Origin of the sequence: Sporolactobacillus sp. Y61 (assembly GCF_040529185.1) — a bacterium.
Taxonomy (GTDB): domain Bacteria; phylum Bacillota; class Bacilli; order Bacillales; family Sporolactobacillaceae; genus Sporolactobacillus.
Genome location: NZ_CP159510.1, coordinates 2,130,187 through 2,146,960, shown reverse-complemented (window position 1 = coordinate 2,146,960; position 16,774 = coordinate 2,130,187). Strand labels below are relative to the sequence as shown.

Here is a 16,774-nt window from a genome sequence, read left to right as displayed (position 1 = left end):
CCTTAACCCTCCTTCAGTGCAAACTGGCGGCATATCGATGCCGCCACATGATCAATTCCGCAAACTTCATCTACCAAATGGGTTTTGATTGCCGCTTTCGGCATTCCAAAAACAACAGAAGTCTCTTCAGATTCAGCGACGACGTAAACCTGTTGAACTGACTCTTTCAATTGCATAATCCCGCTCGCGCCGTCTTTACCCATACCCGTCAGAACGGCGACCAGAACAGAAAGATCCGGGATATGAGTCAGGGACTCAAGGGTTACATCAGCCGCCGGTTTGACGCCATGAACAGCCGGCGTATCCAGCAAATGAAAGCAAAGAGCATCCGGATTTTTTTTAATAATCAAATGATGACCGCCCGGAGCGATGTAAACCCGGCCATTCTGAAGGATTTCTCCGTCAGCAGCTTCGGTCACCTGCACCTCAGACAGGCTGTTCAGCCGTTCGGCCAGCGTTTTTGTAAACCGGGGAGGCATATGCTGAATGATAATTATCGGAACGGAAAGTTCTTTTTTTAAAGCCGGTATGACAGTCTGAAGGGCTTTGGGTCCGCCCGTCGATGTACAGATCACAATGAGCGAAGGAGAGTTATTTCCCCCGGGCGAAGGAAAAAATAAATTTGTATCCTCAGACTTTGTGATGTGCTGATCGGCTGAGGAAAGCCTGATCCTGGATAAAGCAGCCTGGTGTATCTTTGACTGTAGCTTAGCTCCAATAGATTCCATGTCGGCCTGTTTCCCTGAAGGCTTATTAATAAAATCAAAGGCGCCGCTGCTGATTGCTTCAATGACATAATTCACATGTTCATCTGAGGCGCCGCTTACCATAATCACAGGAGTGGGATCTTGCTTCATGATATGGTGAAGCGTCTGCAGTCCGTCCATCTCTCCATTCATAATAATATCCAGTGTAACCACATCCGGATGGTACCTTTTCAGTTTTATCAAAGCATCCCGCCCGTCTCTTGCTGTTGTCACCACCTGCAAAACAGGGTCTTCTTCAATCATCATTTTCAGCGTTTGTCTCATAAAGGCTGAGTCATCCACGACCATCACACGGACAGGCTTCATCCCTTTCCACCTCGCAATCTTCTGAAGTGTATTCTGACACGTTCTCCGAAAGTGGTATCCTGCCGGACTTTTGGAAAGCCCTCTTTCTGAGTGAGAAAAGCACCGGCAAGCAGTTTCATTTCAATACTGTAACGGGTGCGGGGATATTGAACAACACATGGCACCTGTTCCTTTATCGACCTGGTTACCGCCCGATCCCGATGCAGCGAAGTCAGCCAGTGTATGGTCATGTGTAAAAACCGTTCAGCGGTTTCAGAAATTCTGTTCCATGCTTCTTTCCCCTCTGACAGATCGTCAACCATGTTGATTACGATCGAGGTGTCCATTTTCGGGTAATGAAAGCCTATAATTTTTAACGTGGAGTAGGCATCCGCCAGAGCAGGAGGTTCCGGAGTCGTGATCAGGATCATCCGTTTTGCAGCAAGCAAAAAGTGAAGCATATTCTGATTTACTCCTGCTCCGAAATCAAGAATAATGTAATCATAATTTTTTTTCAGATCATCAACCTGATTCAGAAAAATGTTCATGTTTCTCTCATCAATTTGGAACAATTCAGCAAGGCTGTTTCCTCCGGGGATGAAAGAAAGGTTGCCGGGTCCGTGAAAGATGGCGTCATGCAGGGCCAGATGGTCATGGATGCAGTCGGCTACGCTGGATAAAGTGAAGTGACCAAGCATGTGTTCAATGTTACCCATCCCGATGTCCAGGTCAATAAGCAGTACTCTTTTCCCCGTCCTGCCAAGGGCTATAGAAAAATTCGTACTGAAAACCGATTTCCCTACCCCTCCTTTTCCACTGAGGACAGCAATTACATCCGCATGATGATACTGATCTTTGCGATATTTTCTTATGAGCTGTCTCAGTTTTTCAGCCTGATCTGTTCCCATTAACAATCACCCAGCATTCGATTGATCAAAGTATGTATATCCGGTGCCCGCAGGTCCTCAGGTACTTCCTGTCCATTTGTGACATAGGTCAGATGCTTACGGGGATGATTCAACATGGCGCTGATCATGCCGCCATAAGTCTTTGTTTCATCAATTTTTGTGATAATCATCCGGTCGGCATGTAAGGGATTAAATTTAGTCATCAGTGCATCCATGTCTTCGTACTTTGCCGTTGCCGAGAGGACAAGATACGGTCTGATCCGGGAATGGGTATCGATCAGATGACCAATATCCCGGATGTATGTTTCATTTTGATAATTACGACCAGCAGTATCTATGAATACACGGTCATAATCCGAATATTTTTCAATTAATGTCTGGAAATCTTCTGCAGAGTAGGCCACTTCTACGGGTATATCGATGATTTCTCCATAGGTTCTCAACTGATTAATCGCGGCAATGCGGAACGTGTCGGCCGTGATTAAAACCATTTTCTCCACGCCTTCAAGTGCTGCCTGTCCGGCCAGTTTAGCAATGGTTGTCGTCTTTCCGACACCGGTCGGGCCGACCAGCATCATCATCTGATCTGCCACCTGAGGTCGTTTAAAACGTTCAGGGTTCAGCAACCTGACCACTTCCAGCTGAAACAGTCGGTTAAGCTGATCTGGTCCAAGCTGTTCGTTGCTCTGATACCACTTTTTCACAAGTATTTTCAATATCTGATCCGCATGCTCGTCAATCATTCCCTGACGAATGATCAGCCTTCTCATTTTCTTAATATAATCAGGTCCTGAAAACAGAGGATCTTCCCTGACATACTGATGAAGTGCAGGAGGTGGCGACACTTCTCTTCTTCTATTATCGGAATATTTCGGGACAGTTTTAAATGCGGATTCCGTATCAGGATCACTTGCTGCCAGCACTTCAATATTTTCTTTCTTAAACAGGTTAAAAAAATGGCCCGTTGAAACTTTTTTTGTATGAAAGATAACCGCGTCGCTGCCCAGTTCCTGTTTAACTTTTTCTATGGCCTGCTGCATGGTCGGTGCGATGATTTTTTTTATTTTCATGCCGCACTTAACACTCCAATACTCTGGACTTCCACGTTTGTCTCCAATTCATTATAGGACAGAATATGTATATTGGGAAAATAACGTTCAGTAAGCTGATGAACGTACATCCTGACCATGGGAGAACAAAGGATGATCGGATCACTGTCCATATCCGACCACCTGTGAACAGACTCAGACAGATTTTTCAGCACTCGGGTTGTGGTGACTGTGTCCATGGCAAGATAATTTCCATGCTCGGTCTTCTGCACAGAATCCATTATTTTTTTCTCCAGATCAGGGGAAAGAGTCAGTACTTTCAATGGCTCACCCTGATGGACGAATTGATCGGTTATCTGTCTTGACAATGCCTGGCGGACGTACTCCGTCAGAAGACCGGTGTCCTTTGTCATGGGGGCATCATCTGCAAGGGTTTCGAAAATAACCGGCAGATTTCTGATGGACAGTCTCTCATTCAGCAGATTGACCAGTACTTTCTGGACATCACCAAGACTTAGCGGATCAGGTGTGACGGCTTCTACCAGGGCTGGTGCATGTTCTTTCAAATGATCGATCAATTGTTTGGTTTCTTCACGGCCGAGCAGTTCTCCGGCATGTCTTTTGAAGACTTCCGTCAGGTGAGTGGATATGACAGATGGCGGGTCGACAACGGTATAGCCGGCCATCTCGGCATGTTCTTTCATTTTTTCGTCGATCCACAGTGCTTTCAGCCCAAATGCCGGCTCAGTGGTCTCGATGCCCTTAACTGATTCATCCTCAACTCCGGGACTCATCGCCAGATAATGATCCAGCATCAGCTCCCCTTTTGCGACTACGCTTCCGTTTATTTTGATCTGATAACTGTTTGGTTTAAGCTGAATATTATCGCGGACTCGGACTACAGGTAGAATAATCCCTAATTCCAGAGCCAGCTGACGCCGAATCATGACAATCCGGTCCAGCAAATCCCCACCCTGGCTGCTGTCGGCAATGGGGACAAGAGCGTAACCAAATTCAAATTCAACCGGATCCACCTGAAGCAAATCCATTACATTTTCACGCTGCCTGAATTTTTCCTCGTTCTTTTCTTCCTTGGCCTGACCCGCATCTTTCTCCGGTCTGCTGCGGCTGCGTCGTAACAGATAGCCTCCAATAACGAGCACCAACGCAATAGGAAGCGTCGAAATCAGGCCAATTGGCGTCATACCCAGTGTCAAGATCACAAGGCCGGCAACAATGAGCATGGCCGGGAATGCCAGCAGCTGGTCCGACACTTCTCTTCCCATATTTTTTTCTGAAGAGGACCGGGTCACAACAATGCCGGTCGCTGTAGAGATCAGAAGTGCCGGGATCTGGCTGACGATACCATCACCGACAGATAACAGACTGAATGTCTGTGCAGCATCAGGCAGGGACATGCCCTGTTGCAGAACACCAATAATCATGCCGACCAGCAGGTTGATTGCCACAATGATGATACTTGCAATGGCGTCTCCTTTTACAAATTTACTGGCGCCATCCATGGCACCATAAAAATCTGCTTCCCTGGTAATCTTCTCACGCCTTTTCTTTGCTTCTCTGTCGTCAATTAATCCGGCATTCATATCGGCATCAATGCTCATTTGTTTTCCCGGCATCGCATCCAGTGTAAATCTGGCTGCCACTTCTGCAACACGTTCAGCACCTTTTGTAATCACGATAAACTGGACAATGATCAGGATCAGAAAGACAACCAGACCCACAATCACGTTCCCTGATACGACGAACTGCCCGAATGCCTCGATCACCTGCCCGGCGTCTCCTTCAGTCAGTATGAGCCGCGTTGTCGAAACATTCAGCCCGATCCGGAACAGGGTCATGATCAGAAGCAGAGATGGGAAAACAGAAAACTCAAGAGGTTCGTTGACATTAAGCGTGATGAGTAGAATGATGAGCGCAAGCGAGATGTTTAATATAATTAAAAAACTGAGTAAGGTCGGCGGAAGGGGTATGATCAGCATCATAACAATCAGAATCACACCCAGCATAACGATGTAATCACTTCTTTTTCCCATCTCTTAACCCTCCTTTCTGTGATTATCCCTTTCTTTTAAGTCGATACACATAGGCGAGAATTTCAGCAACTGCCTTGAAAAAATCCTGAGGAATACTGTCGCCGATATCAAGCTGAAAATATAAAGCACGGGCCAGCGGTTTGCGTTCGACAATGACGATATGGTGGGCCCTGGCTACTTCTTTTATCCTGAAGGCGACTCTATCCGCCCCTTTTGCAATGACTCGGGGGGCATCCATCGTCTCAGCTTTATATTCCAGAGCAACAGCAAAATGGGTTGGATTTGTAATGACCACATCCGCCTCAGGAAGTTTCTGCATCATACGACGCGCAGCCATTTGTTTTTGCCTCTCTCTGATTCTTGATTTAATCTGCGGATCGCCTTCCATATTTTTAAATTCATCCTTGATATCCTGTTTGGACATACGCATGTTTTTCTCATAATCGTATCTCTGGTATAAATAATCAAACAACGATAGCACAATCAGGGTTAATGATGCAGCCATGCCCATATCAAGGACAATTTTCGTCATCGTTTTCAGCCCGTCGGTCAGTGGCATTTGAGCCGACCGTATAATCCATTGAATATTAAGCCAGATAACAGTGAAGGCCGATAAACCGATCAAAATAATCTTCAGAATGGACTTCAGCAGTTCGACGACTGCCCGTAACGAATAGATACGTTTCAAACCTTTCAGGATGCTGATCCGTTCGGGTCTAAAACGAATCAGTTCAGGATGGAACAGGAAGCCCACCTGAAACAACTGTCCGCCTGTCCCGACCAGCAGTGCAACGATCAGGAGCGGCAGAAGGACTTTCAGACTTTCAAAAGTCAGTTCAGTAAACAGTTTCTGCACATTCTCCGCATTAAGCACAATACTCAGATGATGCTGATAAGTGCCGGACATCACGGCCATGAGGTGTTTACCGATCGCTCCGCCTGCTACCGGAAATAGATAAACAGAGCCAGCAGACTGATCGCCGTACTCAGATCTGCACTCTTGAATACCTCTCCTTTTTTTCTGCCTTCCTCACGTTTATGAGGCGTTGCAGGTTCTGTCTTTTCTCCTGCAAAAAACTGCAGGTCAACGTGATAATGGATAACATTCATTTTATGAACTCCCGAGGATATTCATATATGTGCTCAGTATCTCAGTCATAGATTCAAAAATTGTGCTGAAAAGCCCGATAAAAGCAGGGAAGACAATCAGCATGATCAGAAATCCGACGATAATTTTCAAAGGCAGACCGACTACGAAAACGTTCACCTGCTGGACGGTTCTTGCTATGAGCCCAATGGCAACGTCCACAAGAAACAGACACCCGACAATCGGCATAGACAGTTGAAAAGCAAGTACAAACATCCGGGCAGTCACCCGGGTCACGAACTCTGCCGTACTTCCCTCGATCAAATGTATATTCATCTCACTGACAGGGACCAGTTTGAAGCTGTACATCAAACCATTGAGAAGCATATGGTGCGCATTGATTCCCAGAAAAAACAGGAGCTGAAAGACATAAAGCAATTGACCGGTTAATGGGGTGGCCGTACCATTTTCCGGGCTGATAATATTCGCTATGGCAAAGCCCATCTGGAGGTCGATAAATGATCCGGCCAGCTGCACGGCATACGTCAGAATACCGGCAATAAAACCCATAGATACGCCAACCAGAACCTCTTTTACAATCAGAAGGATAAATTCGCCATCCAGCGGAACACTCTGATTTTCAAAAAGGGTCATATCGACCAGTACAGACAGAACAGCTGCAAGGCCGATTTTCACTCTCGCAGGAATCGTCCGATAGGAGAAGATCGGCATGGTTACCAGAAAGCTGGAGATCCTGACAAATATTAATAAAAATAAAGGAAGCGCATTTAATAGTGACACGTTATATTGTTATCCTTTTTTTATCTGATGAAATTCGGAAGATTAGCTAATAAATTCTCCGTAAAAGTCAGCATTTTTGAAAGCATCCAGGGACCAAACAGAATTAATCCGAAAAGCATGGCTACTATTTTGGGAATAAAAGCGAGTGTCTGTTCCTGTATCTGTGTGGCAGCCTGGATGATACTAACGATCAATCCGACAACAAGTCCAATAATCATCAGTGGACCACAAACATATAATATGGTCATCACGGCCTGTTCAGCTAAAGACAAAACCATTTCAGAACTCAAATGTCCTTCCTCCTTACCAGATCAATCCCCTTGAATAGACCCTATTCAAAAACTCTTTAATAAGGACTCCACAATCAGGTACCATCCATCAACCATGATAAACAGCAGAATTTTAAAAGGAAGCGAAATCATCACCGGAGGCAGCATCATCATCCCCATGGCCATCAAAATGCTGGCCACAACCATGTCGATAACCAGAAAGGGAATAAAGATCATAAAACCCATCTGAAAAGCGGTTTTGAGTTCACTGATTGTAAATGCCGGAACCAGTGCCGTCATGGGAAGATCCTGTATCCTGTCCGGCATCTTATATTTTCCGTACTTCATAAAAAGGTCTAAATCTTTTTGCCGCGTCTCTTTTGCCATAAACGTTTTTAATGGATCCTCTGCCCTTGAAACCGCCTGATTCTGGTTAATGTCGCCTCGTATGTAGGGTTGAAGCGCCTGTGTATTGATCTGTCCATAAACAGGAGCCATGATAAAAAAGGTGAGAAAAAGGGCAAGTCCGATCAGGACCTGGTTGGGCGGCATCTGCTGCGTAGACAGAGAAGTCCGGACAAATGAAAGAACGATAATAATCCGTGTAAAAGATGTCATAAGAATTAAAATCGCCGGAGCAAGCGAAAGAATCGTCAAAATGAGCAGAAGTTGTAAAGTCATCGCAACGTCCTGCGGCTGACTTGTAAAAAAATCTGTGGGTATACCCGGTATACCGTTCATTCCTGCCGCTCCTTTCCGAAGATGCTTTTCAGTTTTTCTGTCCGTTCATGCCTGTTCCTGTCTAGCCCGCTGATCAACTCCGTCAGATGCCCTCTCCAGACTTTTCCCTGATCTCCGTCCGTTGTATCCTCAGGTTTCCGCATGGTATGATGCAATGCTTTAAGTACATGCTCCCCGAACCGATCCTGAATTGGGTCCGGTTCAGTCAATTCTGAAACGGTTTTTGGATCTGTAATTTCTTTCAGGAGTCTGACTGTGTCCCCAACACCCAGCACCATGATCTCGTTCCCGATTTTAATCAGCTGGACAGAGCGGTTTGTTCCAACCGATACACCCCCTAAATTTTTCAGCTGACCTCCATTTCTCATACTTCCAGTTCTTTTCGCGGCAAATCGATATAAAATATAGATAAGGGCAAGAACAAGCAGTAACGCGAAAATCAGTTTCACAAAGGCCAGAAACAAGTTCGTATTTCCATAAGAGACCTGCTCTGATTGAGATGGATCCGTTTTATTTCCGGAAGGGGCTTCCTGCTTCTTTTGCTGAATTTGCTTATTTTCGAACATATCCTGAACTGTGCCTGCGCCAGAGCCTTCAGCCAGAGCAGGCGTGACTGACGAAAGTAACAGAAAAATAACAGTCAGAATGGAGATCAGCTTTTTTAATCCAAACATGGTACGGCCCTTCTCTCAAAATTATCCAAGGGTTTTTTTTATGGCCTCAATGACACGGTCCGGCTGAAAGGGCTTAACAATAAAATCTTTCGCCCCTGCCTGTATGGCATCAATCACCATAGACTGCTGGCCCATTGCCGAGCACATAATCACTTTACATCCCGGATCCTGTTCCCTGATCTTTTTCAATGCCTGAATCCCGTCCATTTCCGGCATCGTGATATCAAGTGTGACCAGATCGGGTTTCAATTCATCATATTTAACAATGGCCTCGTTCCCATTTGCTGCTTCCCCCACGACTTCGTAGCCATTCTTCACCAGAATATCCTTCAGCATCATCCTCATGAATGCCGCATCATCCACAATTAGAATTCTCCCTGCCATTTGAATCCCTCCAATTTAAACAGATTTCATGAAAAAGTTGATCTCATCCGGACCATTCTCTTTGCTGTTACATGTTCTTGATACGCTCATAATGATCCAGGATTTCAGTAATTCGAATGCCGAAGTTTTCATCCACAACGACAACCTCACCCCTGGCAATATGTTTTTGATTAACAAGAATATCAATGGCTTCACCCGCCAGTTTATCCAGCTCAATAACAGATCCTGGTCCAAGTTCGAGAACTTCCTTAACGGTTTTCTGAGTGCGCCCAAGTTCCACACTGACGTCCAGCGGAATATCCATCAATAAGTTCAAATTACGTGGTTTATTTCTTGCAGCATCTTTTGAGTTGTCGTCTAATTCACTGAACGCTGCAGGATGAACATCGGCATGAGCGATAACATGCTTTGATTCCTTACTCTCATTTTTCATTGATGGTGCATGATTCGTTTCCTGTCGGGAAGAATCAGTCACTTTTTCTTTATCTGGTGTTTTCTGCAATTCGGCCGCCGGATGATGTGCAGATTGACTTTGTTGCTCAACCGGCTGGTCTGTCTCCGACTTACTGTCCTCATCAATCAATACACTGACCAGATGTTTTCCAAATTGAACAGGAACCAGCTGCATGATATGTGAATCTACTAAATTGCCGATTGTCAGTTTAAAAGAAATTTCAAACATCACTTCATCTTTAGGGATAAATTCAATACCCTGTTTTGTTTTCACATCCATCAGAGTCAATTCCGGCGGAGAAATGTCAATCCTTCTGTTGAAAACAGTTGACATCGCAGTTGAAGAAGACCCCATCATTTGATTCATGGCTTCCTGAACCGCACTCATTTCCATGTCACTGATCCGGGTACCGGGATTTTTCCCATCCCCGCCCATCATCAGATTAGCAATGACACTGGCGTCACTCGTCTTAATGACAAGCAGGCAGGATCCCTGAAATCCTTTTGTATAATTGACCAGAACGGACACGTGTGGTACAGGAAACTCGTTTGCCAGGTTATTTCTGTTAACCACACGGACTTCCGGGGTCGTAATCTCAACTTTTTGATTCAGAATGGTTGATAAAGCTGTGGCTGCGCTGCCGAAAGAAATATTGCCTATTTCGCCCAGCACATCTTCTTCAAGCTCCGACATATCGTCTTTCTTTGAATAATGAAGCCTGCCGTCAGTATGCTTTTCAGATTCTGATGCAGACTGACTTTTTCCAATCAGGGCATCAATTTCTTCCTGTGAAAGCTGTCCATCACCATCACTCATCGCCTTTATCCCCCTCTTCTATTTTTTTTATAATTTGTACAGCCATTTTCTTGTTTTTCGTGCCCGGCTGAGCATAAAATTTGGGCACACCGCTGATATCAACGCGAACAGGCCGGCTGGTCGCAGCATCCAGTCTGATGACGTCACCATTTTCAAGATGCATCAGTTCATCTAATGTGATCTGTGATTTCCCAAGTAACACACTGACTTCCAGCGGAGAATGTTCCACACGGTTGCGCAGGGCTCTGACTTCCTCCTCTGATACCTCATTCTTTTTCTCATTCATCCAGTAATGCATGGATAATTTTGGAAGAACGGGTTCAAGCACGACATGTGGCAGGCAAATATTAATCATCCCGCTTGATTTTCCGATAACGGCTGAAAGTGAAATAACAATGACCGTTTCATTAGGTGAAACAAGCTGCAGAAACTGAGGATTTGTCTCGAGTTCCAGATAATTGGGCTGCATGTTCGGATCAACCGAGGACCAGGCCTCTTTAAATGACGTCAGTGCCTTTTTAAATAAATTCCTCATCAAATCCGTTTCAATTTCTGTCAGATTTTCAATTTTATTCATACTTCGTCCTGCACCACCAAGCAACCGGTCCAGCATCGCATAAGCAATATTCGGATTGATCTCCACGATCAGATGACCTTCCAGTGGAGGTGCTTCAAGTATATTCAGTACCGTCATAGACGGTATAGAACGGATAAACTCCTCATAAGGAAGCTGATCAACCGACGCAACCGATATCTGAACATATGTCCTGAGCTGTGCAGAAAAAAAGGAAGTCAGTAATCTTGCATAATTCTCATGGATTCTGGTCAGACTGCGAATCTGGTCTTTGGAAAAACGTAAGGCCCGTTTAAAATCATATACTCTGATTTTGGGCTGACTCTCTTCCTTTTTTAATTCATCCGCACTCATTTCGCCTGTGGACAGTGCTGAAAGCAGTGCATCAATTTCAGATTGGGACAATATATCTGCCAAGTTCATCACCTTACTTCAACCAATAGAAACGGCTTACTGGACAATTTTTTCAGTCGTATAGACATGAGTCACGTGACCATTCTGTAAAAAGTCATTCACACGGGACTGAATTAACTTTTCGAGGTTCGCAATGCCCTTCTGATCCTCAAGATCATTTGGAGTCATTCCTGACAGGATATAAATCACGGCGTTCTTGACCTGAAATAGCCGCTTTGTCAGTTCATCTTTTGCCTCTTTATTCGATACCTGGATATTAAAATTTACTTTAATGAAGTGATCATCTTTTAGATTCGTTGTCACCTCACCTGTCTCCACCGTCAGATTCTTAACAATCTGATTGATATCGGGGTTGACCACATCCTGCCGGGCCCCTGCCTGATTCGACATAATGAAAAATATCGTCGCAGTAGAAACAATGACAAGCAACATAATAATAAACAGGATGTTCATTCCTTTGCTTTTGAACATTTAAGTACACCTTCTTCCGCGTGCACAGCCTGCAACCAGGACATCTGTTTCAGGAAAAGAGTGACTTTTCTGCTGACTTCTTCCGCCCCTTCCCTGACCACAAGTTTTTTCCCGGAAGTTAATGTGATTGTTGTGTCAGGCAATGATTCTATCTGTTCAATAAGAAAAGCATTTAAGATAAAAGTCTGTCCGTTAAATTTCGTTAAATGGATCATTCGATCGTTCACCCACCCGCATGCCCGTTCAGAAATGTTTCCTGACAGATCCTGTCCTTACATTATCTCTTCAGCTGAACCAGTTCCTGAAGAATCTGATCAGCCGTCGTAATCGTACGGGCATTGGCCTGATACGCCCGCTGTGCTTCAATCAGTCCGGTCATTTCGTTTGTCAGATCGACATTGGAACCTTCCAGGGCCCCTTGCTGGATGGTGCCCTGAGCTTCCGTTCCATAATTGGCAGGACCCGATGCCGTTGTCTCTCTGAATAACGAGTCACCGACTTTTTCAAGACCGGCAGGATTCGAAAAGGTACCGATTGCGATTCTCCCGATATTTTGTACTGTGTTCTGATCTCCAGTCCCGTTTGGCCCCGGGCCTACCGCACTGACCGTGCCATCGGCAGCAACCGAAAATTCAGTGTAACCAGTCAAATCGATATTTCCATTGGGGTTCTGTCCACCCTGAATAACCCTGACATGCATACCCTGAGAATTAACAAGTTCCCCATTAACATTCAGTTTAAAGTCTCCTGCCCTTGTGTAATAACTGTTCCCATCTTCATCCTGAACCAGAAAATAACCTTCACCATGAATGGCCAGATCATAAGGATTACCCGTTGGATTGACCGTACCGTCTGTCACAATATTGTCAATTGAACTAGCCTGTGAGCCGAGCCCAACCTGGACGGCGTTGACGGAAGAGGCATTGCCACCAACTGCAGAAGCACCTTTCGTTTGTTCACTGAACAGATCCTGAAAATTTACACGACCTTTTTTGAACCCGGCTGTACTGACATTTGAAATGTTGTTGCCAATCACATCAAGTGCCGTCTGAAAATTTTTCAATCCTGAAACACCTGATCCTAATGAACGTAATAACATATAGATTTCCTCCTTTTTTTATCGACTGCTTCTGTCATTCCACAGTCCTGGCTCCCTGTTCATGGTCCGGCCATTTTAATGATTAATGATGATTGTCCCATTAATATTGGTAAAAATATGAGAACCTGCTTCCTGAAGATCCATAGCTGTAATCACCGTGTGGTTTGGTGCATTGACGACAAGAGCCACATCTTTTGTCAGAATAAGTGAATCTCTTATTCCCATTCGCTCTGCTTCGTGCAGCTTTTCCCCGATTTGATTCCATTCAGATGCTGATAAATGTATATCACGCTCCGACATCCTTTGTCGTGCATGTTTGCTCATTTTTACAGGCTGATCATGTATCCGGGCATCAAGCTCGGACCTGAATGAGCTCTTCTCAGCTGAGGGTTTATACTTATGTGTCGACAGGGAATGAACGGCTGGATGGATAAAGGGCAGCTGACCGTGATCGCTTATTTTGTTCATGACTCAGAGACACCTGCATCCTCAGGTTCACTGATTTCAGTCACTGAAGAGGGATGAACAGACTCGCCTGTCTGCGTAACATAATAAACGGCCCCATCCTTTAAAGTCACCGAGGAAATGATTCCATTTTCCAGATGTGTCTGACCTGAATCATCATCTTCTTCCCAGGCCACTCTTTTCCCGATCATTACCGCCTGATCCGATAATGACTGACTCGATTGCGAATCAACAAATTTATCAATCGCCTGACCCATATTTTGCGTTTGTTCCAGTGACGTGAACTCTGCCATCTGAGAAATAAACTGACCACTGTCTAAAGGTGAAGTGGGATCCTGATGAGTCAGTTGTGCAACAAACAATTTTAAAAAATCGTCCTTACTGAGTGTGTCATTTTTTCTCCCGGCAACCTGATCTGATGCAACGGAATTCATTGAATTTATTGGTGAAACCAACTATATCCCTCCTGTCATCCAGTCTATGAAGGCTGGTTTGTCTTCTGCGTTTTCCGGTATATGGGCAGATTGCTGATTCTCTTGCCGGTGATCTTCTTCACCTGAATCATTTTCATTCCCCTGAAAGGACTGATATCCATGCTGATCCGGCCATGGTTTTGAATCATTACTGTCCGCCGTCTGCCATTGCCGTGAAACATCTATTTGACTGACGGGTATGCCCTGTCGGGATAATTGGTCGGTCAGCCGGGTCAATCCGGATTCAATCATATCCTTAGCAAATTTAGTCTGGGTTGACAATCTGGCAATGATCCCCTCCTCACTTTGAATGACTGAAATCGTCAGTTGCCCCAGCTGTTCAGGGTAAAGAGTAACCGTTAAACGGTTATTATTCCTGTCAGTCATTTGAAAGGATGACTGTTTCAGCCATTTGGCCAGCTGTTCAGAAATCTGTCGTCCAATAAAATCAGAAACCGTTACCGCCTCGGGCCGGTTTTCATTGAAAGTCGCCCACAGCGTCATACGATTCACCTGTCGCAGGGCAACAGGCTGGTCAAACGCGGAAGCCTCCGGAACAGATCCCTTAGCGGCTTCCCGGGGCGGAGCGGCTTTGCTCAAGTGTACCGGTGCTGCTGCCTGGTTGCGGTGAAGCAGGAGCCGGATATCCTGCTGCGTCCCTTCACCTTTTCGGGGTGAGGCTGTGACGATTCCTGAGTTCATCAAGGTCCCATCTGCTCTTTTCTGAGCGGCCGGCAGGAGCTCAGGGCTTACGGAATCCCTCTTTTTACCCTCTTGCCCCACCTGAGTGAGAGCAGATAATAAGGAAAAACGGGTATCAAAATGACCGGTGGGCTGACCCGGATCAGCAGATATCCGCCCCGGTAAATGCCCCGGAGTTTTCGTTTGCGTGTGGGGGGCAGAAGCATCATGTGAAAAATGACTTCCGGATTCTTTTTCTGATAAATTGGAAGTATTAAAAGGGTGCGCCTTGTCAGCGTGCCGGCCTGATCCCACCGGCATCTGGCTGATTTCTTTGGCTACGGTTTGAACAGGCTGCCTGTCTGAATCTGTCCTGCAGCCGCTTTTCCGATTAACCGGAAAGAACCGATCCTGAGCGTCATTTTTTATCTTTTTATCATGCAGGGATAAAACTTTTTCCGACAAGCTTTTTTCCAGAATACCCTCATTCATTAATCTGTTGACGGATGGATTGCTTTGCTCAAAGGTCTCGGAATGACCGGTGGGCTGATCCACATCAGCGGATTCCGTCCCCAATAAATGCCCCGGAGTTTTTGCTTGCGTGCGGGGGGTAGAAGCATCATGTGAAAAATGACTTCCGGATTCTTTTTCTGATAAATTGGAAGTATTAAAAGGGTGCACCTTGTCAGCGTGCCGGCCTGATCCCACCGGCATCTGGCTGATTTCTTTGGCTACGGTTTGAACAGGTTGCCTGTCTGGATCTGCCCTGCAGCCGCTTTTCTGATTAACCGGAAAGAACTGATCCTGAGCACTATTTTTTACCTTTTTATCAGACAGGGATGAAACTTTTTCCGGCAGGCTTTTTCCCGGAATACCTTCACTGCTGACTCTGTTGACGGATGGATTGCTCTGATCAACGACAAGCGGGCTCATCTTCTTCTTAGCAATCTGCTCAGTGTGGTCCGTATGCACGAATTTCGAGCCCGGTCTCTTTTCCTGAAAAGAGTGGATGTCCATATGAGAAAACGCTTCTGAAGTGTTTTTCCTGCCTGCATATCCTGATTTTTTCGGCCTTTCGGATGGATGACCCACCATGACCATCTGAACCACATTCATAAAATTTACAGGGTGCTGCGATACAGGTTTCGTCTTCTTTTTCTTCACCACTTTATGAAAAGAGCCTCCGTTTTCAATACGAAACTGGCTGATGTCCATTTTCTCACCTCCTTTCAAAGGGCTGGTCAAGGATTAAGGGTTCGGCACTGTGCTGTTTGTCGTTTCTGTGCCGGAGTCGGAGGAAGGCTCCGGTTCCTGAAGCGGTTTAAGCAGCGGCGTCAGTGACGCCGCCTTGTCCGGCGCCATATTTTCCAGAATGGCTGCTTTTGTCTTATTATCAAGCATATTTAAGTATTCTGCAGCCTGATTTGTTTTCAACTTTTCAAAAATGGCCGATGCTTTGGCCGGGTCCATATTTTTGTAGGTCTGTGCATAAACAGCCCGCCTGGCAGCTTCTCCCTGGCTGCTCCCCTCCTGATCCGCATTATGCTGAGCCTGATTCAGTTCATTATTCAGCTGAGCGATCTGATCATTTTTCTTCTGTGAATCGTTTTGCAGACGTCTGATGGTGTCATTCTGGTCTGATATTGTTTTTTTCATTTTTTCCATCTGAGAGCTGTCCGGACCCGTATTACTCTGCTCAGAGTTATGGGAACCCGTTAACAGATTTTTGGTTGCCGTAACAGGATCTACTCCCGAAAGACTGAGCAGAAAGCCGCCGATAACCACTAATAAAATGACTGGAACCAGAACAGCAAGACCGATTTTCAGGATTTTCATAATCGACGCTGCTCACCACCTTTTTACACCATTTATCCTGTCCGACGCACGTGAAGCCGCAATTTCATCCATGCTTTTCAACTGAATCTTTTTCTTTTTCTCCAGATAGTGTTGCCACTTTTTATCTCTTAGTTTTTCGTACTTTTTTACTTCAATGGATTTTTCCAGCAGGTCAGCCTGATAGGCTTCCATCTGCTGCTTCAGTCGATCATATTGACGTGTTTCTTCTGCGATCAGCTGATCCAGAATTGCCGTATCAGATAACCGGCCTTTAATCGAGTCAATAGTCGTCCCTTTTTGCATCTGGTTTTGAAAAACATGCTGCTTTTTTTCCCTTTGATTAAGCAGATCAATCAGTTTTTTTGCCATGTCTTCCAATCGCCTGAACAATGTCTGGTACTCAGCCTCAAGATTCTTTTTCTTGTTATCTGCAAGTTCCAGAACACGTGCCAGTCTGAAATCAAACGCCATG

19 protein-coding genes and 1 pseudogene are annotated in these 16,774 nt (G+C 45.4%); all 20 read right to left on the bottom strand.

Going from position 1 to position 16,774, the window contains the following annotated elements; genetic code table 11:
• Positions 1 to 2 precede the first annotated feature (2 nt).
• On the bottom strand, positions 3 to 1,073 hold the full coding sequence (locus ABNN70_RS10165) for a chemotaxis response regulator protein-glutamate methylesterase (protein WP_353947720.1): 1,071 nt from the start codon (positions 1,071 to 1,073) through the stop codon (positions 3 to 5).
• A complete protein-coding gene (locus ABNN70_RS10160) occupies positions 1,070 to 1,960 on the bottom strand; it encodes a MinD/ParA family protein (RefSeq protein WP_353947719.1) in 891 nt (296 codons plus the stop codon). Before ABNN70_RS10160 ends, ABNN70_RS10165 begins: the two co-directional genes overlap by 4 nt.
• Positions 1,960 to 3,030, bottom strand: a complete 1,071-nt coding sequence (locus tag ABNN70_RS10155) for a flagellar biosynthesis regulator FlhF (protein WP_353947718.1) — start codon at positions 3,028 to 3,030, stop codon at positions 1,960 to 1,962. Before ABNN70_RS10155 ends, ABNN70_RS10160 begins: the two co-directional genes overlap by 1 nt.
• Positions 3,027 to 5,063, bottom strand: a complete 2,037-nt coding sequence (gene flhA / locus ABNN70_RS10150) for a flagellar biosynthesis protein FlhA (RefSeq protein ID WP_353947717.1) — start codon at positions 5,061 to 5,063, stop codon at positions 3,027 to 3,029. The genes ABNN70_RS10155 and flhA overlap by 4 nt, the downstream gene beginning before the upstream one ends.
• Positions 5,064 to 5,085: 22 nt before the next feature.
• A pseudogene (flhB, locus tag ABNN70_RS10145) lies at positions 5,086 to 6,173 on the bottom strand (flagellar biosynthesis protein FlhB).
• A gap of 1 nt (position 6,174) precedes the next feature.
• Complete coding sequence (fliR, locus tag ABNN70_RS10140; protein WP_353947716.1) at positions 6,175 to 6,951, bottom strand: flagellar biosynthetic protein FliR; 777 nt, start codon at positions 6,949 to 6,951, stop codon at positions 6,175 to 6,177.
• Between the two features lie 20 nt (positions 6,952 to 6,971).
• Entirely contained in the window at positions 6,972 to 7,241 is a 270-nt protein-coding gene (gene fliQ / locus ABNN70_RS10135; RefSeq protein ID WP_129929244.1) for a flagellar biosynthesis protein FliQ, read from the bottom strand.
• A gap of 45 nt (positions 7,242 to 7,286) precedes the next feature.
• Positions 7,287 to 7,961 (bottom strand): flagellar type III secretion system pore protein FliP, encoded by a 675-nt coding sequence (gene fliP, locus ABNN70_RS10130; RefSeq protein WP_129929243.1) that lies wholly within the window; start codon positions 7,959 to 7,961, stop codon positions 7,287 to 7,289.
• Positions 7,958 to 8,635, bottom strand: a complete 678-nt coding sequence (gene fliO / locus ABNN70_RS10125) for a flagellar biosynthetic protein FliO (RefSeq protein ID WP_353947715.1) — start codon at positions 8,633 to 8,635, stop codon at positions 7,958 to 7,960. Before fliO ends, fliP begins: the two co-directional genes overlap by 4 nt.
• A 21-nt stretch (positions 8,636 to 8,656) precedes the next feature.
• A complete protein-coding gene (locus ABNN70_RS10120) occupies positions 8,657 to 9,019 on the bottom strand; it encodes a response regulator (RefSeq protein WP_129929241.1) in 363 nt (120 codons plus the stop codon).
• A 67-nt stretch (positions 9,020 to 9,086) separates the two neighbouring features.
• Positions 9,087 to 10,289, bottom strand: coding sequence for a flagellar motor switch phosphatase FliY (fliY, locus tag ABNN70_RS10115; protein ID WP_353947714.1), 1,203 nt, complete (start codon positions 10,287 to 10,289; stop codon positions 9,087 to 9,089).
• A complete protein-coding gene (fliM, locus tag ABNN70_RS10110; protein ID WP_206184297.1) occupies positions 10,282 to 11,286 on the bottom strand; it encodes a flagellar motor switch protein FliM in 1,005 nt (334 codons plus the stop codon). The genes fliY and fliM overlap by 8 nt, the downstream gene beginning before the upstream one ends.
• A 27-nt stretch (positions 11,287 to 11,313) precedes the next feature.
• Positions 11,314 to 11,748 (bottom strand): flagellar basal body-associated FliL family protein, encoded by a 435-nt coding sequence (locus ABNN70_RS10105; protein WP_129929238.1) that lies wholly within the window; start codon positions 11,746 to 11,748, stop codon positions 11,314 to 11,316.
• Positions 11,727 to 11,963 carry a flagellar FlbD family protein gene (locus ABNN70_RS10100; RefSeq protein ID WP_129929285.1) on the bottom strand — a complete coding sequence of 79 codons (237 nt, stop codon included), beginning with the start codon at positions 11,961 to 11,963 and terminating at the stop codon, positions 11,727 to 11,729. The genes ABNN70_RS10105 and ABNN70_RS10100 overlap by 22 nt, the downstream gene beginning before the upstream one ends.
• 62 nt (positions 11,964 to 12,025) lie before the next feature.
• The gene (locus tag ABNN70_RS10095) at positions 12,026 to 12,847 is read right to left on the bottom strand and encodes a flagellar hook-basal body complex protein (RefSeq protein ID WP_353947713.1); all 822 of its coding nucleotides are present in this window, start codon (positions 12,845 to 12,847) and stop codon (positions 12,026 to 12,028) included.
• Positions 12,848 to 12,922: 75 nt separating this feature from the next.
• Positions 12,923 to 13,315, bottom strand: coding sequence for a TIGR02530 family flagellar biosynthesis protein (locus ABNN70_RS10090; protein WP_129929236.1), 393 nt, complete (start codon positions 13,313 to 13,315; stop codon positions 12,923 to 12,925).
• Positions 13,312 to 13,767, bottom strand: coding sequence for a flagellar hook capping FlgD N-terminal domain-containing protein (locus ABNN70_RS10085; RefSeq protein ID WP_353947712.1), 456 nt, complete (start codon positions 13,765 to 13,767; stop codon positions 13,312 to 13,314). The genes ABNN70_RS10090 and ABNN70_RS10085 overlap by 4 nt, the downstream gene beginning before the upstream one ends.
• Positions 13,768 to 15,681, bottom strand: coding sequence for a flagellar hook-length control protein FliK (locus ABNN70_RS10080; protein ID WP_353947711.1), 1,914 nt, complete (start codon positions 15,679 to 15,681; stop codon positions 13,768 to 13,770).
• A 33-nt stretch (positions 15,682 to 15,714) separates the two neighbouring features.
• On the bottom strand, positions 15,715 to 16,302 hold the full coding sequence (locus tag ABNN70_RS10075) for a hypothetical protein (protein ID WP_129929234.1): 588 nt from the start codon (positions 16,300 to 16,302) through the stop codon (positions 15,715 to 15,717).
• A gap of 12 nt (positions 16,303 to 16,314) precedes the next feature.
• Positions 16,315 to 16,773 (bottom strand): flagellar export protein FliJ, encoded by a 459-nt coding sequence (fliJ, locus tag ABNN70_RS10070; RefSeq protein ID WP_129929233.1) that lies wholly within the window; start codon positions 16,771 to 16,773, stop codon positions 16,315 to 16,317.
• Between the last annotated feature and the right edge of the window lies 1 nt (position 16,774).

Bases quoted from the DNA above. Each gene is read 5' to 3' on its own strand.
- ABNN70_RS10090 (WP_129929236.1), bottom strand. From the start codon at position 13,315: ATGAACAAAATAAGCGATCACGGTCAGCTGCCCTTTATCCATCCAGCC.
- fliM (WP_206184297.1), bottom strand. From the start codon at position 11,286: ATGAACTTGGCAGATATATTGTCCCAATCTGAAATTGATGCACTGCTT.
- ABNN70_RS10075 (WP_129929234.1), bottom strand. From the start codon at position 16,302: ATGAAAATCCTGAAAATCGGTCTTGCTGTTCTGGTTCCAGTCATTTTA.
- fliJ (WP_129929233.1), bottom strand. From the start codon at position 16,773: ATGGCGTTTGATTTCAGACTGGCACGTGTTCTGGAACTTGCAGATAAC.
- ABNN70_RS10160 (WP_353947719.1), bottom strand. From the start codon at position 1,960: ATGGGAACAGATCAGGCTGAAAAACTGAGACAGCTCATAAGAAAATAT.
- fliP (WP_129929243.1), bottom strand. From the start codon at position 7,961: ATGAACGGTATACCGGGTATACCCACAGATTTTTTTACAAGTCAGCCG.
- ABNN70_RS10165 (WP_353947720.1), bottom strand. From the start codon at position 1,073: ATGAAGCCTGTCCGTGTGATGGTCGTGGATGACTCAGCCTTTATGAGA.
- ABNN70_RS10105 (WP_129929238.1), bottom strand. From the start codon at position 11,748: ATGTTCAAAAGCAAAGGAATGAACATCCTGTTTATTATTATGTTGCTT.
- ABNN70_RS10095 (WP_353947713.1), bottom strand. From the start codon at position 12,847: ATGTTATTACGTTCATTAGGATCAGGTGTTTCAGGATTGAAAAATTTT.
- ABNN70_RS10080 (WP_353947711.1), bottom strand. From the start codon at position 15,681: ATGGACATCAGCCAGTTTCGTATTGAAAACGGAGGCTCTTTTCATAAA.
- flhA (WP_353947717.1), bottom strand. From the start codon at position 5,063: ATGGGAAAAAGAAGTGATTACATCGTTATGCTGGGTGTGATTCTGATT.
- ABNN70_RS10120 (WP_129929241.1), bottom strand. From the start codon at position 9,019: ATGGCAGGGAGAATTCTAATTGTGGATGATGCGGCATTCATGAGGATG.
- fliO (WP_353947715.1), bottom strand. From the start codon at position 8,635: ATGTTTGGATTAAAAAAGCTGATCTCCATTCTGACTGTTATTTTTCTG.
- ABNN70_RS10155 (WP_353947718.1), bottom strand. From the start codon at position 3,030: ATGAAAATAAAAAAAATCATCGCACCGACCATGCAGCAGGCCATAGAA.
- fliY (WP_353947714.1), bottom strand. From the start codon at position 10,289: ATGAGTGATGGTGATGGACAGCTTTCACAGGAAGAAATTGATGCCCTG.
- ABNN70_RS10100 (WP_129929285.1), bottom strand. From the start codon at position 11,963: ATGATCCATTTAACGAAATTTAACGGACAGACTTTTATCTTAAATGCT.